The 15,810-nt window shown below is 37.8% G+C and carries 15 protein-coding genes; all 15 read right to left on the reverse strand.

Going from position 1 to position 15,810, the window contains the following annotated elements:
* Window positions 1-767: 767 nt before the first annotated feature.
* Window positions 768-2,510 carry an ammonium transporter gene (locus OCV53_RS01770; RefSeq protein WP_055196467.1) on the reverse strand — a complete coding sequence of 581 codons (1,743 nt, stop codon included), beginning with the start codon at window positions 2,508-2,510 and terminating at the stop codon, window positions 768-770.
* Between the two features lie 247 nt (window positions 2,511-2,757).
* Window positions 2,758-3,471 (reverse strand): response regulator, encoded by a 714-nt coding sequence (locus OCV53_RS01775; RefSeq protein ID WP_055196380.1) that lies wholly within the window; start codon window positions 3,469-3,471, stop codon window positions 2,758-2,760.
* Window positions 3,468-4,619, reverse strand: a complete 1,152-nt coding sequence (locus OCV53_RS01780) for a sensor histidine kinase (RefSeq protein ID WP_055196381.1) — start codon at window positions 4,617-4,619, stop codon at window positions 3,468-3,470. The genes OCV53_RS01775 and OCV53_RS01780 overlap by 4 nt, the downstream gene beginning before the upstream one ends.
* 2 nt (window positions 4,620-4,621) lie before the next feature.
* A complete protein-coding gene (locus OCV53_RS01785) occupies window positions 4,622-5,044 on the reverse strand; it encodes a YwiB family protein (protein ID WP_055196382.1) in 423 nt (140 codons plus the stop codon).
* Between the two features lie 14 nt (window positions 5,045-5,058).
* The gene (gene murI, locus OCV53_RS01790; protein WP_022374708.1) at window positions 5,059-5,862 is read right to left on the reverse strand and encodes a glutamate racemase; all 804 of its coding nucleotides are present in this window, start codon (window positions 5,860-5,862) and stop codon (window positions 5,059-5,061) included.
* Window positions 5,863-5,874: 12 nt separating this feature from the next.
* A complete protein-coding gene (locus OCV53_RS01795) occupies window positions 5,875-6,936 on the reverse strand; it encodes a D-alanine--D-alanine ligase family protein (RefSeq protein WP_022374709.1) in 1,062 nt (353 codons plus the stop codon).
* A 67-nt stretch (window positions 6,937-7,003) separates the two neighbouring features.
* Window positions 7,004-7,810 carry a glycerophosphodiester phosphodiesterase family protein gene (locus OCV53_RS01800; RefSeq protein ID WP_055196383.1) on the reverse strand — a complete coding sequence of 269 codons (807 nt, stop codon included), beginning with the start codon at window positions 7,808-7,810 and terminating at the stop codon, window positions 7,004-7,006.
* Window positions 7,807-9,153 (reverse strand): CCA tRNA nucleotidyltransferase, encoded by a 1,347-nt coding sequence (locus OCV53_RS01805; protein ID WP_055196384.1) that lies wholly within the window; start codon window positions 9,151-9,153, stop codon window positions 7,807-7,809. Before OCV53_RS01805 ends, OCV53_RS01800 begins: the two co-directional genes overlap by 4 nt.
* Window positions 9,154-9,243: 90 nt before the next feature.
* Complete coding sequence (gene proS / locus OCV53_RS01810; protein ID WP_055196385.1) at window positions 9,244-10,680, reverse strand: proline--tRNA ligase; 1,437 nt, start codon at window positions 10,678-10,680, stop codon at window positions 9,244-9,246.
* A 115-nt stretch (window positions 10,681-10,795) separates the two neighbouring features.
* Window positions 10,796-11,683 carry an ROK family protein gene (locus tag OCV53_RS01815; protein ID WP_055196386.1) on the reverse strand — a complete coding sequence of 296 codons (888 nt, stop codon included), beginning with the start codon at window positions 11,681-11,683 and terminating at the stop codon, window positions 10,796-10,798.
* 81 nt (window positions 11,684-11,764) lie between these two features.
* On the reverse strand, window positions 11,765-12,634 hold the full coding sequence (locus OCV53_RS01820) for a ketose-bisphosphate aldolase (RefSeq protein ID WP_055196387.1): 870 nt from the start codon (window positions 12,632-12,634) through the stop codon (window positions 11,765-11,767).
* Between the two features lie 88 nt (window positions 12,635-12,722).
* A complete protein-coding gene (locus OCV53_RS01825) occupies window positions 12,723-13,577 on the reverse strand; it encodes a class II fructose-bisphosphate aldolase (protein WP_055196388.1) in 855 nt (284 codons plus the stop codon).
* A 22-nt stretch (window positions 13,578-13,599) separates the two neighbouring features.
* Window positions 13,600-14,688, reverse strand: a complete 1,089-nt coding sequence (locus OCV53_RS01830; RefSeq protein WP_055196389.1) for a PTS fructose transporter subunit IIC — start codon at window positions 14,686-14,688, stop codon at window positions 13,600-13,602.
* Between the two features lie 39 nt (window positions 14,689-14,727).
* Window positions 14,728-15,039 carry a PTS fructose transporter subunit IIB gene (locus tag OCV53_RS01835; RefSeq protein WP_008392341.1) on the reverse strand — a complete coding sequence of 104 codons (312 nt, stop codon included), beginning with the start codon at window positions 15,037-15,039 and terminating at the stop codon, window positions 14,728-14,730.
* Between the two features lie 310 nt (window positions 15,040-15,349).
* The gene (locus OCV53_RS01840; protein WP_008392340.1) at window positions 15,350-15,799 is read right to left on the reverse strand and encodes a PTS sugar transporter subunit IIA; all 450 of its coding nucleotides are present in this window, start codon (window positions 15,797-15,799) and stop codon (window positions 15,350-15,352) included.
* Between the last annotated feature and the right edge of the window lie 11 nt (window positions 15,800-15,810).

The following is a 15,810-nucleotide window of genomic DNA, read 5'->3' on the forward strand; positions in this document are numbered from 1 at the left end:
CCAAAGCACACTTTAACTTATGCTTTGACTCCTTTGTCACGTTTATAGTAACAAAAGGTGTTTTAAAATGCAAGATTTATTTATGTATTTTTATCAAGACAATTGTGATTTGAATGACGGAAATTATTGGTGGAATATTATAAAAAGAGATCATGTGTCTGCAACCCACTTGCGTTCGGACTCCCACGTAGCTGTACTAAGCTCCTGAATGGTCTAACGACCATCCACTCGCTAAGTGCAGACGTGTCCGTACGGTTGCCGACACATGATCTCTTTTTATAATATTCAAATAATTTACGTGATTCAAACCACTATACAGTGTGTATGTTGTATGGTATTGATTGATAATTTTTGTATTCGTTAACAGAAGTTTAGCTAAAATCTACAAGCACCTTCTGTCTGAAAATTTCCTATTTTACAATCAATGCTGTTCTCCATACACCCCCACTTGAATTTTTCAATCTTGTAATTGTCCACACTTTAGACTTCTGGTATATGATAAAAAATAAATAAACGATCGGAAGCGCAGCATTAGAATTTTGCCATGTTTTTTACGGATTCGCAGCCGGCTTGGTGCGTTGTTTGAGCCTCAAAGAGTTCTGTTTTCAATACTTTTGAAGGCGAGTTACGCAAGGAAAGCCGGCGGATGAGCGATCTGTAAAAAACGTGAGTAAAATTCTCTAGCTACGCTTCCAATCGTTTATTTATTTTTTATCATATACTCGAAATCTACAGTTGACCAACTTACAAAAATTTAAATTTATTTCTTATTCAACATCTGCTAATGCTGCAAGATTTTCTTCTCCTGTACGGATTTTGATAACTTTGTCTACGTTGTATACAAAGATCTTACCATCTCCGATATGTCCTGTGTAAAGGGCTTTCTTCGCAGCTTCGATGATGTTGTCAACTGGGATATTTCCGACGATGACTTCAACTTTAACTTTTGGAAGTAATGTTGCATCGACTTCAGCACCTCTGTATCGTTCTCCAGCACCTTTCTGGATACCACAACCCATGACCTGAGTAACCGTCATACCAGTAACTCCAACATCGTTCATTGCTTTTCTTAACTTGTCATATCTTGTTAATTTTGCAATAATAACAACTTTATACATTCCTGTTACAAGATCTGGAGCTTTGCTAACCTGTACAGCTGCTGCTTTCTGAACTTCAGAAGCTTTGTCGTAATCTTCCTGTCCAAGAACAGTGTTTGCATTTTCTTCCATGATCATTGTGTTAGAAATATCCATCATACTGAATCCAGCATATGCTGATGTTAAGCCATGTTCTGGTCCATCCAGACCGATGATTTCTTCTTCTTCTGTTACACGAAGACCAATCGTTGCTTTGATGATCGTAAATGTCAAACTGATCGTTACGGCTGTCCAAGCACAGACACATACGATACCGATGATCTGAATCTTTAATAATCCAAATCCACCACCATAGAAGAGTCCGTTTAATTCACTTCCTGGTGCAGTTTTTGTTGCAAATAATCCTGTTGCTAATGTTCCCCATAAACCATTCATGAAATGTACTGCTACAGCTCCAACTGGGTCATCAATTCTTAATTTATAGTCTAAAAACCATACTCCAAAACAAACAAGTAATCCAGAAACAGCTCCAATAACGATCGCTCCAAATGCATCTGTAACATCACATGGTGCTGTGATTGCTACAAGTCCTGCAAGAGATGCGTTTAATGACATTGATACATCAGGTTTTCCATATTTTACCCATGTAAAGATCATACATACAACAGTTGCAACTGCTGGTGAGATTGTTGTTGTTACGAAAATAGATCCTAACTGTTCAATAGATGTTGCTGCTGCACCATTGAATCCATACCATCCAAGCCAAAGGATAAATACTCCTAATGCTCCAAGTGGAATATTATGTCCTGGAAATGCATTTACTTTTGTAATATTTCCATCTTTGTCTTTTGTGAATTTACCAATACGTGGTCCTAAGAATTTTGCTCCGATCAGTGCGGATAATCCACCAACCATATGAATTGCACAAGATCCAGCGAAATCATGGAATCCCATCTGAGATAACCATCCTCCACCCCAGATCCAATGTGCTTCGATCGGATAGATCAATGCGGAGATAACTGCGGAATAAATACAGTATGATAAGAATTTTGTTCTTTCTGCCATGGCTCCGGATACGATCGTTGCTGTTGTTGCACAGAATACTAAGTTAAATACGAAACTAGACCAGTCAAAATTTGCATAAGATGTAAAAATATCAAATCCAGGTTTTCCGATCAATCCGATCATATCTTCCCCGAGTAATAAACTGAAACCGATCAGAATAAATACACAAGTACCAATACAGAAGTCCATCAGGTTTTTCATGATAATATTTCCGGCATTCTTAGCTCTTGTAAATCCGGCTTCAACCATAGCGAATCCGGCCTGCATCCAGAATACCAATGCGGCTCCGATAAGGAACCAGACCCCAAAAATCTGGGTGTTCATTGCGTTCATAATTTCTTTTGTCATATCTTTGTCCTCCCATTTCGAAAGTTTCATCTTTTCATTCAGGAAGAAACGCGCGTGTCTGTACTCAATGAATTGATTGAAGGATTTTAGAAATCCTTCTTGATAAAAAGAAAAGGCGTTATGAAGAATGATCTGTGTCATTTCATAACGCCTTTGTTATGGTTGGAATTATAAACGTCTCATTTTTATTTGTCAATAAGTTTTTTAACATTTTTTGTGCAGAAAATGTATCTTTTTTAGTACAATTTTAACTGTTTAATTCGTTCTCAAGCATGCGGTATCCGACTCCGACTTCTGTAAAAACATACTTTGGAACCGCTGGATTTTCCTCAATCTTTCGGCGGATATTTGCCATATTTACACGAAGAATTCTATTATTTGTATCTGCATGAGGTCCCCATATATCCTTGATGATAGATTCATATGTAATAACCTTTCCTGCATTCTCTGCAAGAAGAGATACCAGCTTATATTCAATCTGTGTAAGTCTGACTTCTTCCTCTCCAAGGAATACCCTTCTCTTGTCAAAATCAATTTTTAGCTGATCTGCATGATACATCGGTGTTTTCGTCTCTGTTTCCATTGGCTGCCTTCTATGTCTTAATGCAGTACGGATCCTTGCGAGCAGTTCCTGATTGCCAAATGGCTTGGTTATATAATCATCTGCCCCTGCATCCAGGGCTTTTACTTTCTCAGATTCACTGTTTCTTGCTGAGATTACGATGATCGGAGTAACAGCCCATTTTCTGATCTCAGAAATCACATCAATTCCATCCATATCTGGTAGTCCAAGGTCTAATAAAATAATATCTGGGCAGTATGATTCTGCGCACTGAATTGCCTGAGTTCCTGTGGTTGCTATAATTGGTTTGTAGCCATTTGTCTTTAAGATCGTTGATATGAAATTGCCGATGTTTTCTTCATCTTCGACGATCAAAACAGTAAATTTAATCTCTGTCATAGTTTTTCTTCCTCCGTCAATTCTTCCTCATCCATTGGCAGACTAAAACTAAACTCTGCTCCATCCTCATAGTTTCTTGCATAGACATCACCTTGATGTGCCATAACAATGGATTTGCAGATACTTAATCCAATACCCATTCCCTTGCGGCTTTCATGATCAATTGCTCCTGCACATCCATCAAAAATCTGAGCAATACGTTCAGGTTCAATTCCAACTCCATGATCCCTAACATAAAATACAACATTCTTTTCTTCTTCTTTGATGTCCAGTTCAATCGGTCCACGAGTTCCTGCATGTACCCATGCATTTTCAAGAAGGTTCATAATGACCTGCTCAATCAACGTTGGATCCATTGGTACCATAAGAAAATCTTCTGGAATCTTCACCTTTAATTCGCTGTCTGGATAACGCTTATGGTAACGCTGAATTGCTTCTGACACCACTTCTTCGAGAGGCTCTGGCACCTTTTTTACATGCGGTTGTGTATCACTTCCATTGCTCTGAATCCTTGTAATACTAAGAAGATTTTCCACCATGTTTAACAGCCAGTTTGCATCTTCTTTAATTCCCACGACAAGCTGGTCTTTTGCCTCTTCATCAAGCTGATCTTTTGCCTCCAGATAGGTTGAACTTGCCCCGATCATTCCGGTCAGCGGTGTTCTTAGATCATGGGAGATCGCTCTTAATAAATTCGAGCGCATCTTCTCCTTCTCTTTCTCGATCTGAAGCTCATTGATCTGCTTGTTATATTCATTTAATTTCGCAAGTTCTTTCTCTCTCTTAACAGCCGCTTCTTTCTCTCGGTTTAAGCTTGTTGTCGTCATATTGGTTATGATCGCGATCACTAAAATTCCAAGGAATGTCATTGGATATCCATCGATCATAAAATTAATCTTAAAGTATGGAAATGTAAATCTCCAGTTAATAAAAATAACGCTTAAAAGTGAGGAAACAATCCCCCATCCATACCCTTTTGTATATCTTGAGATAAAAAAAGTTGCCAATGTATAAATCATTGGCACATTAATATTGTGAGCTGTCTGATAGAAAAAAATATGCGCAATGATAGTCGCAATGATCAGGATCGTAACCGAAATCAAAAAATCCTTCTCCCACTGCATCAGCCCTTTTTCATTCTGCTTCATGTTTATTCTCCATTTGGTCGAATGTTCACATCAATCTTACATTTTGAAACGTGGTCAGAATTGACACTTAGGTCATAATCTACCTGCAAACGCATCTGTTCCTCTTCTTCCATCCAGTCAATATTGCTTGTATTGACTCCCATCAAAAGACTTCCAAATGGTGTATCATAGTAAGAGAGATTTTCTTTTCCCTCCTCAAAGATCATATGAGATCCCTGTGGACCTTTTCTTGTAAGTTCTACACTGTTTGGCCCGATCTTTAAGACATTCTTTGTAATTTCATTATCTTCTGAAAGCTCATCATATAAAATATAATGCTTGCCATTTTTTAAATAATAAGCTCCTGTTGTTACCATCTCGATCGGATTTTCTGGATCAACATCCATCTGAAGCCCTGAAATGTTAATTAATACTTCTTTCGTCATTTATCTTTCACTTCCTAATAATTCTCAATATCTACCGGCTGTACATAATCCACATGGCATGGCAGTACTTTGTCGGCAAATGATAAAAACTGGTCTGCCATATCACTGACATAGTACTCATACTGTGCTACATGATCCTCGGAAGCTGCCATATCTCTCTGTGCAAGCATCTGTTTTAAAGTCTTTGCAACTTCGTAAGCAGGGTTCACTAAAGTAACCTTGTCACCCACAAATCTCTGGATTGGATTAATAAGCAATGGATAATGCGTACATCCAAGGATCAGAGAATCGATGTCATACTGCTTAAATTCTCTTAAATATCGTGATACCATATCCTCTGTGATACGGTCATCAATCAGTCCTTCTTCTACCAATGGTACAAATAATGGACATGCTTTTGTGACTACCGTCACAGACGGATCTAATTTTCTTAAATACTGTCCATACTGTCCACTCTTGATCGTAGCATTCGTCCCAATGATTCCAATATTCTTATTCTTTGTCGCATTCATCGCTGCAACAGCACCTGGCTGTACCATACCGATGATCGGCACATTATATAAATCCTGTAAATCAGCTAAAGCGAGGGCACTCGCCGTATTACAGGCGATGACCACTGCTTTGACACCTTTACTTAACAGAAAATTGACGATCTGTCTGGAATAACGCACGATCGTATCTTTGGATTTGGTTCCATAAGGCACACGTGCAGTATCTCCAAAATATATCATACTTTCTTCCGGAAGCTGACGCATGATCTCTCTTGCGACAGTCAATCCACCAACTCCGGAATCAAACACCCCAATTGGTGCATTCATAGCTATTTCCTCCTAACGATATCTTGTCATTGCCTGATCAATTAATATATCAATTAATTCAGGAATATCAAGTCCGCATGCTTTCCATAACATTGGATACATACTGATACTTGTGAATCCTGGCAATGTATTGATCTCGTTAAATACAACTCTTCCTGATTCTTCTAAGAAGAAATCAACTCTTGATAATCCAAATCCGTCAACGGCTTTAAAGATTGCTTCAGCATCTTCTCTGATCTTCTGCTTAGATTCTTCTGGCATGTCTGGATCTACAACCGTCTTAGATTCTGCGTTGTTATATTTTGCATCGAAATCATAGAATGCTGCTTCTTGGGCTGCGAGGATTTCTCCAACACAGGTACTCTTTACTTGTGTTCTATCACCTAACACGGCACATTCTACTTCTCTTCCGACAATTGTCTCCTCACAAAGAATATTGCGGTCGTGTTTCACCGCTTCGTATAATGCTGCTTCTAATTCTTTTCTGTTCTCTGCTTTGGAAACTCCCTTGGAAGATCCTGCACAAGAAGGTTTTACGAAGATTGGATATGGGATTTCTTTTTCCACACGATCCATTGCTTCATCTAAATGTTCAAAATCACTTTCTCTAACATGAACAAACTTCGCCTGATCGATACCAATATGGTCTACAATGATCTTCGTGTATACTTTATCCATAGAAACTGCAGATGCTAAAACTCCACATCCAACATATGGGATCTTGGACAGTTCAAATAATCCCTGAACTGTTCCGTCTTCACCATTCATACCATGAAGAACTGGGAAGATCACATCCACTTTCTGAAGTTTGTATGTACCTTCTGCAAGGATGACTAAAGAACGAGTTGTTGTATCTGGAGAAATAAATGCTTTGACTTCTCCTTCTCTCCAGCTTCCGTCTTCAATATCCTTTACACTGTCTACTAATAACCATTTTCCTTCTTTTGTGATTCCAACTAAAATCACGTTATATTTTTCAGTGTCCATGTTCTTGATGACTGTCGTTGCTGACAGACATGAAACATCATGTTCAGAGGAATCTCCTCCAAAGATCACTACTACATTCTTCTTCATTGATCTAAACTCCTTTATCATAATAAAAGTATAAAAATTTAAAATAAATTATTTTATTATCACTTGATTATATCACAAATTTCTCAAAAATAAATCCTTCAAAGTAAGGTTCATTCTCTTTATATGCTTTTTGATCACGAAATGTCCATCCATAGATTGGAATCTTATAAAATTTCCTGCAGATTTTTAATGGAAGGCAGTCTTTATATTTATAACGATAAGCTATAAAATCTGGTTTTGTAATAAAATTTGTTAATAGATTCTTCATAATGAAATAAGCAATCTTACGTGAAAATGATCCTGCTTCTTTCTCTTTGAAGAACTGCTCACTTAACTGCCCGCGGATCACTTCTGGACGATTCTTCTTAAACCAATATAAAGCATAAGGATGAAAACATTCGATACAATATAATCCCCTGTATCTGTCCAATGTCTTTGCTACTTTCTTACACAACTTGCGGTTACATGTTTCCATTTTAAGTTCTATAAGTAATGGGACTTTTCCATCAATCTCTCTCAAGACTTCTATAAACCTTGGAATTCTCTCTTTTGTTCCCATCAGCCGGTATCTGCACAGCTCACGGTAAGTAAGATCCTGAATCTTCTTATTCACACCACATGTTCTCTTAAGATCGTAATCATGATGGATTACCATAACACCATCTTTTGTAAGCTGCACATCCAGTTCCATACCATAACCTAATTCCTTGGCTTTCTTAAAAGCAGCCATGGAATTTTCTGGAATGCCTTCTTCCCCATGAAATCCACGATGTGCATAGTATTTCACATTCAGCACTGGATGTTCACGCTTTTTTCCCGGATCAATCATCTTGATGTATACAAAAATTAAAATTGGAATCCATAATAAGATCATTGCTCATCCCTCTTTTCCTTGACCATCGCAGTTAATGTTTCACGTTCATTTAATACAGGCTGTTCTAATACCTGATCTAGCAGCCATGACAAAATTTCTCCTATTTCTTTTCCCTGTGGAACTCCCATATCCATCAGGTCTTTTCCATTGATCTTTAATTCTTTGATAGAAAGGCAATTTTTCTCTTCAATGATTTCTTCAAACAGTCTCTTGGTTTCATTTAAAACCTGTTCTTTTTGTTCTTTGTGATAATCGCTCTGTGCATTAATATCTGCCCTCTGGACCACCATTAATCTTGCAAATAATTCTGGTGTAAGTTTGCTGACCCATCGTCTTATCGTTTTTTTATTTACTTCTTCAAACGATGCAAATCTGCGATCATGCCATCTAACAAGAGTTGTGACCTGTTTGATCGTCTGATTATCAAATTTTAATCTGCGAAGGATCTTTCTTGCTATTTCTTCTCCGATCACTGGATGCATTTTAAAATGATCTTTATCCGGTCCTTCCACTCTTGCTTCTGGTTTTCCAATATCATGCAGCAACATTGTCCAGCGGTAAATATGTTCTGCCTCGATATTTTTCATAGCTTCAATCGTATGAATTCCGACACTATATTTATGATGTGGATTATTCTGTGGTGTCTCCATCATAATATCAAATTCAGGAAAAATAATCTTTGTAACACCTAATTTATATGCATTTACCAAAACCTCTGGATATGCGGATGTGATCAGTTTTTCTAATTCTACCTGAATTCGTTCTGCACTGATGTCTTTTAGGAATCTTGCCTGATTCCTGATCGCTTCTTCGGTTTTTTCTTCAATCTCAAATCCTAACTGTGCCTGAAATCTTAAGGCTCTTAGAATTCTTAAAGCATCTTCATCAAATCGCTTCGTTGCCTCTCCAACGCAACGGATCATTTTGTTCTTAAGATCTGTCATTCCATCGTACATATCAATGATGCCTTCTCTGTCATTGTATGCCATGGCATTGATCGTAAAATCTCTTCTTAATAAATCCTCTTTTAAGGATTTTGTGAAATGTACTTCATTCGGTCTTCTATGGTCTTCGTATTTTCCATCGACACGATAGGTCGTCACCTCATATGGCTCATGATTCATCAATACTGTAACTGTTCCATGTTCGATTCCTGTATCTACTGTATGTTCAAATATTTCTTTGACTTCCTGAGGTGAAGCTGATGTTGTAATATCCCAGTCACCCGGAGTTCTTCCTAATATCGAATCTCTGACACACCCACCTACTATATAGGCTTCAAATCCATGTTCTTCTAATGTCTTAATTACTTTTGCTGCCTGTGCTGGCATGTTGATCTTCATCTTCTCACCTCATCTTTTCTGTTTATCATAAACGGAAGAATTGCCGGAAATGTATCTTCATAATTCCCGGCAATTGTATTCATTATACTCTTAGTAAGCTTTTCCAAAGTAAACCATCTTCTTCGCAGGTTTTCCACAGTGAACGCATACGTCACTTAAATGTTCCTGTTCAAATGGCATACATCTTGTTGTAGCTGTTGTCTCGTCTTTGATCGCTTCTTCACATTCTGTTTCTCCACACCACATTGCTTTTACGAAACCATCCTGTTTCTCAATGTGAGCTTTGAATTCATCCCAATTCCTAGCTTCTACGGTATGTTCAGCTAAATGTTTCTTCGCTCTCTCAAGCATATCGCTCTGCATCTGTTCTAATACTTCACCAAGTTTTGTCTCGATCTCATCTAAAGATACGATGATCTTCTCTCTTGTATCACGGCGAACGATCACTGCCTGATTCTTCTCAATATCTTTTGGTCCGATCTCAATTCTTGTAGGAATTCCGCGTACTTCCTGTTCACTGAATTTCCATCCTGGGCTCTTATCAGAATCATCGACTTTCACTTTGTAAGAAGAAGCAAGTTTCTTTCTGATCTCTTCTGCTTTCTCAAGCACTCCTTCTTTCTTCTGCATGATCGGTACGATCATTGTCTGTACTGGTGCGATTCTTGGTGGTAATACAAGACCTGAATCATCTCCATGAACCATGATGATCGCTCCGATGATACGTGTAGACATTCCCCATGATGTCTGGTGTACATACTGGAGTTTATTGTCTTTATCTGTATATTGGATACCAAATGCTTTCGCAAATCCATCACCGAAATTATGGCTTGTTCCAGACTGTAATGCTTTTCCATCGTGCATTAATGCTTCAATTGTATATGTGGCATGTGCCCCTGCGAATTTTTCTTTCTCTGTCTTCTGTCCCTTAACAACTGGAATTGCAAGGTACTGTTCGCAGAAATCTGCATACATATTTAACATCTGTACAGTTCTTGCTTCCGCTTCTTCTGCTGTTGCATGTGCTGTATGTCCTTCCTGCCAGAAAAACTCAGAAGTTCTTAAAAATGGTCTTGTTGTCTTTTCCCAACGTACGACAGAAACCCACTGATTATATAATTTAGGCAGATCTCTGTGAGACTGGATGATCTTTGAATAGAAATCACAGAATAATGTCTCTGATGTAGGTCTTACGCAAAGACGTTCTTGCAATTCTTTCTGTCCACCATGAGTTACCCATGCAACTTCTGGTGCAAATCCCTCTACATGATCTTTTTCTTTGTTTAAAAGGCTTTCTGGGATGAACATTGGCATTGCAACATTTTCCACACCTGTTTCTTTAAATTTGGCATCTAAAACTTTCTGGATATTCTCCCAGATCGCATATCCGTTTGGACGTAAGATCATACATCCACGAACGCTTGAATAATCTGCTAATTCTGCTTTCTTAACAACATCTGTATACCACTGTGCAAAATCGTCTTCCATCGCAGTGATCGCTTCTACTAATTTCTTATCTTTTGCCATTGCAAAATGTCTCCTTTTCTGTGGTTGTGTACATATTTTTCATGTACAACTATACTAAGAATAATATTACTGTAAAATGGCGGATTTTTCAAGGGTTTTCCTATGGGTTGCGTTTTTATTTACTAAATGCCAGACATGCAGCTCCAATCAGCCCACAGTCCTCTCCTAATGCTGCTGGCACGATCTTCACATTACCTTTTAATGCATCATACACTTTTCCTTTAGCACGTTTTTCGATTTCTTCGATAAATCCCGGAATCTTTAGTGCCACACTTCCGCTTAGGACAAATAATTCTGGATCAAGTATGCCATAAAGTGTTGCAATAAAACTTGACAGATATTCATAAGCATCTTCCATGATCGCTGCTGCCGTTTCATTTCCTTCCTGTGCAAGCTGATAGACTTCACCTGCATGTGCTGCATTTAATCCTGCATCATTGGCACGTTTTGTGATCGCTGTTCCGCTGGCAATAGATTCTATCGAACCTTTCTTTAAATCTCCCTGTGATGGTCCATTTTTCCATAAAATACAGTTTGCTACTTCCTGTGCAAATCCTTTTGCACCACGATAGATTTTTCCATCGATGCATAGTCCTGCTCCGACTCCTGTTGAAATGGTCAGAAATTCAATGATCTTCTTTCCTTTTCCTGCACCGATCACAGCTTCTGCAAGTCCCGCAAGATTTGCATCATTTTCAAGTTGGACAGAAACTCCTGTGATCTTTTCTAATTCTTTTGTCAGTTCAAAATTATGCCATCCTGGAAGATTTGGCGGTGTTAAAATGACTCCATTGATCAAATCTAATGGTCCAGGGCATGAGATTCCGATTCCTTCAATTTCCTGTCCAAATTCTTTGATCACATCATTGATCTGGTTTAATGTTTTCATTGGATCTTTTGGATCTGATCCAAACTGAACTCTTTCTTTGATCTCATATTGTTCATTGATCAGGGCAACTCTTGTATTTGTTCCTCCAACATCAATTCCTACTGCATATTTCATAATTTCTTTCCCTCCTGTATAAACGAAAAGGGGGACAACCGAAGCTGTCCCCTCTTTATGTTGCTATTATTTGCGAATATCTTATTCGTAGTAGTATTTAACTTTGTCTGCAGAATCAAATAAGTTAACTTTGTGAGCGATAACTTCTCTACAAGCTTTGATTGGTTCTGGGTAGATTTCAAGTGGCTCTCTGTATTCTGGATGAGCATTTAATACTTCTCTGCATTTTTCATAGAATGCAACTTTGATATCACTTGAAATGTTGATCTTAGAAATACCGATTTTAACTGCTTTTGCGATTTCTTCATCTTTGTTGCTTGATCCACCATGTAATACTAATGGAATATCAAGAGTATCTTTTAATGTCTGTAAGATATCAAGACGAAGTTCTGGTTTCATATCGCTTGGATAGATTCCGTGAGCTGTTCCGATTGCTACTGCTAATGTGTCAATTCCTGTTTTTTCAACAAAGTCTTTTGCCTGATCTGGATCTGTATAGATAACTCCTGTTGTTCCACCTTCGATAGAGTTTCCTGTTGTTCCGATTGTTCCAAGTTCACTTTCTACAGATACATTTGCAAGATGTGCAACTTCACATACTTTCTGAGTGATCGCAATGTTTTCTTCATATGGAAGTTTAGATGCATCGATCATAACAGATGTGAATCCTGCCTGAATTGCTCTTACAACTGTTTCATATTTGTCACCATGGTCTAAATGAATAACAACTGGTACATCTGTTTTAGATGCTTCATAGATCATGCTCTGTACTAAACTGTTTTCAACGAAGTTGAATTCATCTGGAGACATTTCTAAGATAACTGGGCTTTTCATTTCTTTTACCTGCTGCATAACAGCTTTTAATAACTGATCACTACCAATATTGAATGCTGGTACTGCGAATCCTTTTTCGTCTGCTACTTTTAAAAGTTCTTTCATGTTCATTAACATAGTTCTATTTCTCCTTTTTAATGTTGATATCTTATTCTGTCTGCCGCAAAATCTGCGGCAGACGTTTGTTATGCTGATTAAATTAAACTTATAATGATTTTCCTTCTGATCCAGACAGGTGGATATATTTTTTCACTAATTCCTGGCTATCGATCTCCACCTGATGCATCATTACCCAATAATTGATGTCTGGATCTTTTTTAAGATGTTTTTTAATGCTGTCTACATTGGCATTCATAAAGTCACATCCTACATTGATCTTATTGATTCCAAATTCAACACATTTTTTAATATTTTCATCACCAGAACCGCTTCCCCCATGCAGCACCAGTGGCATCTTTGTTTTTTCTTTGATTTCTTTCAATCTTTCAAAATCAAATTCTGGCACATATCCTTCTGGATAGTTTCCATGAGAACTTCCAAAAGAAATTGCTAATGCATCAATTCCGGTTTCTTTTGCAAATCGTAAGGCTTCGTCTGGATTGGTTTTCATATCATCGTCCGTATAATTATCACCTTCACTGGCTCCCATACATCCGATCTCTCCTTCGACACTTGCATCGAACTGTTGCGCAAATTCTACGATCTCTCTTGTCATTCGGATATTACCTTCCAAGTTATATCTGGAAGCATCTACCATAACACTGGAATATCCATCAACTAACGCTTTCTTTAACAATCCGATTTCTTCCCCATGGTCGAAATTCAAAGCTACTTCAACACTTGCTCTTTGTGCCAGTTTTTTAACGATCGGTGCGATCAGATTGCTGTCACAATGATTTACCATATGTTCCTGTACGATATTGATGATGATCGGTGCTCTTAAAGACTGTGCTGCATTGATCACCGCTCTCGCTGTCTCAATGTTAAAACAGTTGATTGCCATGACTGCGTAGTTACCTTCATTGGCACGTTTTAACATTCCCTTCATTGATACATACATAACTTATCTATCCTTTCTGATCCTATGAAATAGTGAATCCTGATAAATCAAGATCTTCTTCTTTTTCGTCAACCATTGGCTCATCTTCTTCTGTTTTCTTTTTCTTGATCAGTACAAGTAATACACCTGTAACTGCTGTTCCTGCTAACAGTGCGATAAGTGCTGCGATTGGATTTGACATTGCTGGGATTACAAATACACCACCTGATGGTACTTTGCTTCCTACATCAAGGCTGAAACTGATTGCTCCTGTAACACCACATCCTGTTGCTGTACAGATAACTGTACGGATGATATCATTCATTGCGATTGGGATAACACCTTCTGAGATCATGCAAAGACCCATTGGGAATGCAACTTTGATATTTTCTTTTTCCTGTGCTGTATAAATGTTTTTATTTAGTAATTTAGATAATACTAATGAGAATGTAATTCCAAGTGGTGGAACCATAGCTGCTAATACTTTGATCGCTTCTGGTCCTGTGATTCCCTCTAACAGTAATCCATCACAGATTAAGTTAGGTACTTTACTGATTGGTCCACCGAAGTCGATACATCCAAGAGCTCCGATGATGAATCCATAAACTGCTTTTGAAGACTGGTCAAGTCCTGTAATAAAGTTTGTTAAGGCTTTTGTTGCCATTGTGATTGGTGTTCCTACTACGAAGAACATGATAAGTCCAGCGATGATTGCTGATAATGTTGGTACGATCATCATTGGCATTAATGCTTCTGCCCATTTAGGTACTTTCAGGTTATTCTTAATGAATAATGCGATATAACCTACTAAATAACCACCAACCATTCCACCTAAGAATCCAGCTCCTAAGAACGATGCGATCTGACCCATTAAGAAACCAGGTGCAATACCAGGTCTGTCAGCGATTGAGTAAGCGATATATCCTGAGATGAAGGATGGCAATAATCCCATTCCTAATACACCAAGTGTTGTCATTGCACTAGGAATTGTCATTTTAGATAATTCAGTTACGTTTTCTCCTCCCATTAAGTTACCGATCGCGATCAGTAATCCTGATGCTACGACTAAAGGTAACATGTAGGAAATGGCCGTCAATGCGTGACGTTTTAATTCCGCTCCAAGTTTTTTCATTGTTCTCTTCTCCTTTAAGTATAGTTTTTTGTTTCTCTTTTATTTACCTAATTCATTTTCGATCTTTTCGATCAGTTTCTTAGGTGCTTTTACACAAACATTTGTAGGAACTTTGATCGTAGGTTTTCCTTCAAATCTTTCTGTTCCTGTAATAGCAATATCGACTGCAAGGATTACAACATCTGCTTCTTTGATTTCTTCTGCTGTTAATTCATCCTCTGTTCCGATTGTTCCCTGTGTTTCCACTTTGATTGTGTGTCCCATGCTTTCAGCTGCACGGATTAATTTTTCCTTTGCGATGTAAGTGTGCGCGATTCCTGATGTACATGCACATACAGATACGATTTTCATAACTTACAACTCCTTTCTTATTTTTCTTTTGGTTGTTTATTACCTCTTTCTTTATGTTCTAATCATATACCAGCTTTCCTTACTGTGTTCATTAAGAGAGGGCTTTTTAATGTGGCATTTTTTCCATTTAATTATGACATTTTTTCAATACGGGCATTTTAATTAGGGTAGTTTTTTGTTTCACATTCCACAACGGAAGTATTTAAATGTGGTAATTTTTTATTTATTTTTAACATATAGAAATGCAAAAGATCCCTGCTCCTATTGGAACAGGGATCCTAAGAATTATATAGAGTGTTAGGAAACTTATTTATGCAAATACAGCTTTTAGATCTTCTACTGTGCTAGCATTCAGCAGAGCTTCTACTGCATCGTCATTACCTAAGGTTCTTGCTACTTCAGCCAATAATCTTAAATGAGTTTTTGCATTCTCATTATCATTTCCAACTGCGAATAAAAAGATCAGTTTTACACCATTTCCATCCAGTGTCTCCCATTCGATCTCATCCTGAACTTTACCAATCGCAATTCCTACCTGTGTTACAGAATCACTTTTCCCATGAGGAATTGCCACATAGTGTCCAATTCCTGTCTGTCCCTGTGATTCTCTCAAATATATATCTTCTATATAAGAATCAACATCCGCAATATATCCGGCATCTTTTAATTTTCCTGCAAGATGCTCGATCGCTTCTTTCTTATTCTTTGCTGTCATATTTAAGTCGATAACTCTTTCATCTAATACACTTTTAATATCCATTTTTAATTCTC

The organism is Anaerostipes amylophilus (assembly GCF_025567365.1).
Classification (GTDB): Bacteria; Bacillota; Clostridia; order Lachnospirales; family Lachnospiraceae; genus Anaerostipes; species Anaerostipes amylophilus.

Coding starts and splice junctions, on each gene's coding strand:
- OCV53_RS01770 (WP_055196467.1), bottom strand. CDS start 2,510: ATGACAAAAGAAATTATGAACGCAATGAACACCCAGATTTTTGGGGTC.
- OCV53_RS01775 (WP_055196380.1), bottom strand. CDS start 3,471: ATGACAGAGATTAAATTTACTGTTTTGATCGTCGAAGATGAAGAAAAC.
- OCV53_RS01780 (WP_055196381.1), bottom strand. CDS start 4,619: ATGAAGCAGAATGAAAAAGGGCTGATGCAGTGGGAGAAGGATTTTTTG.
- OCV53_RS01785 (WP_055196382.1), bottom strand. CDS start 5,044: ATGACGAAAGAAGTATTAATTAACATTTCAGGGCTTCAGATGGATGTT.
- murI (WP_022374708.1), bottom strand. CDS start 5,862: ATGAATGCACCAATTGGGGTGTTTGATTCCGGAGTTGGTGGATTGACT.
- OCV53_RS01795 (WP_022374709.1), bottom strand. CDS start 6,936: ATGAAGAAGAATGTAGTAGTGATCTTTGGAGGAGATTCCTCTGAACAT.
- OCV53_RS01800 (WP_055196383.1), bottom strand. CDS start 7,810: ATGATCTTATTATGGATTCCAATTTTAATTTTTGTATACATCAAGATG.
- OCV53_RS01805 (WP_055196384.1), bottom strand. CDS start 9,153: ATGAAGATCAACATGCCAGCACAGGCAGCAAAAGTAATTAAGACATTA.
- proS (WP_055196385.1), bottom strand. CDS start 10,680: ATGGCAAAAGATAAGAAATTAGTAGAAGCGATCACTGCGATGGAAGAC.
- OCV53_RS01815 (WP_055196386.1), bottom strand. CDS start 11,683: ATGAAATATGCAGTAGGAATTGATGTTGGAGGAACAAATACAAGAGTT.
- OCV53_RS01820 (WP_055196387.1), bottom strand. CDS start 12,634: ATGTTAATGAACATGAAAGAACTTTTAAAAGTAGCAGACGAAAAAGGA.
- OCV53_RS01825 (WP_055196388.1), bottom strand. CDS start 13,577: ATGTATGTATCAATGAAGGGAATGTTAAAACGTGCCAATGAAGGTAAC.
- OCV53_RS01830 (WP_055196389.1), bottom strand. CDS start 14,688: ATGAAAAAACTTGGAGCGGAATTAAAACGTCACGCATTGACGGCCATT.
- OCV53_RS01835 (WP_008392341.1), bottom strand. CDS start 15,039: ATGAAAATCGTATCTGTATGTGCATGTACATCAGGAATCGCGCACACT.
- OCV53_RS01840 (WP_008392340.1), bottom strand. CDS start 15,799: ATGGATATTAAAAGTGTATTAGATGAAAGAGTTATCGACTTAAATATG.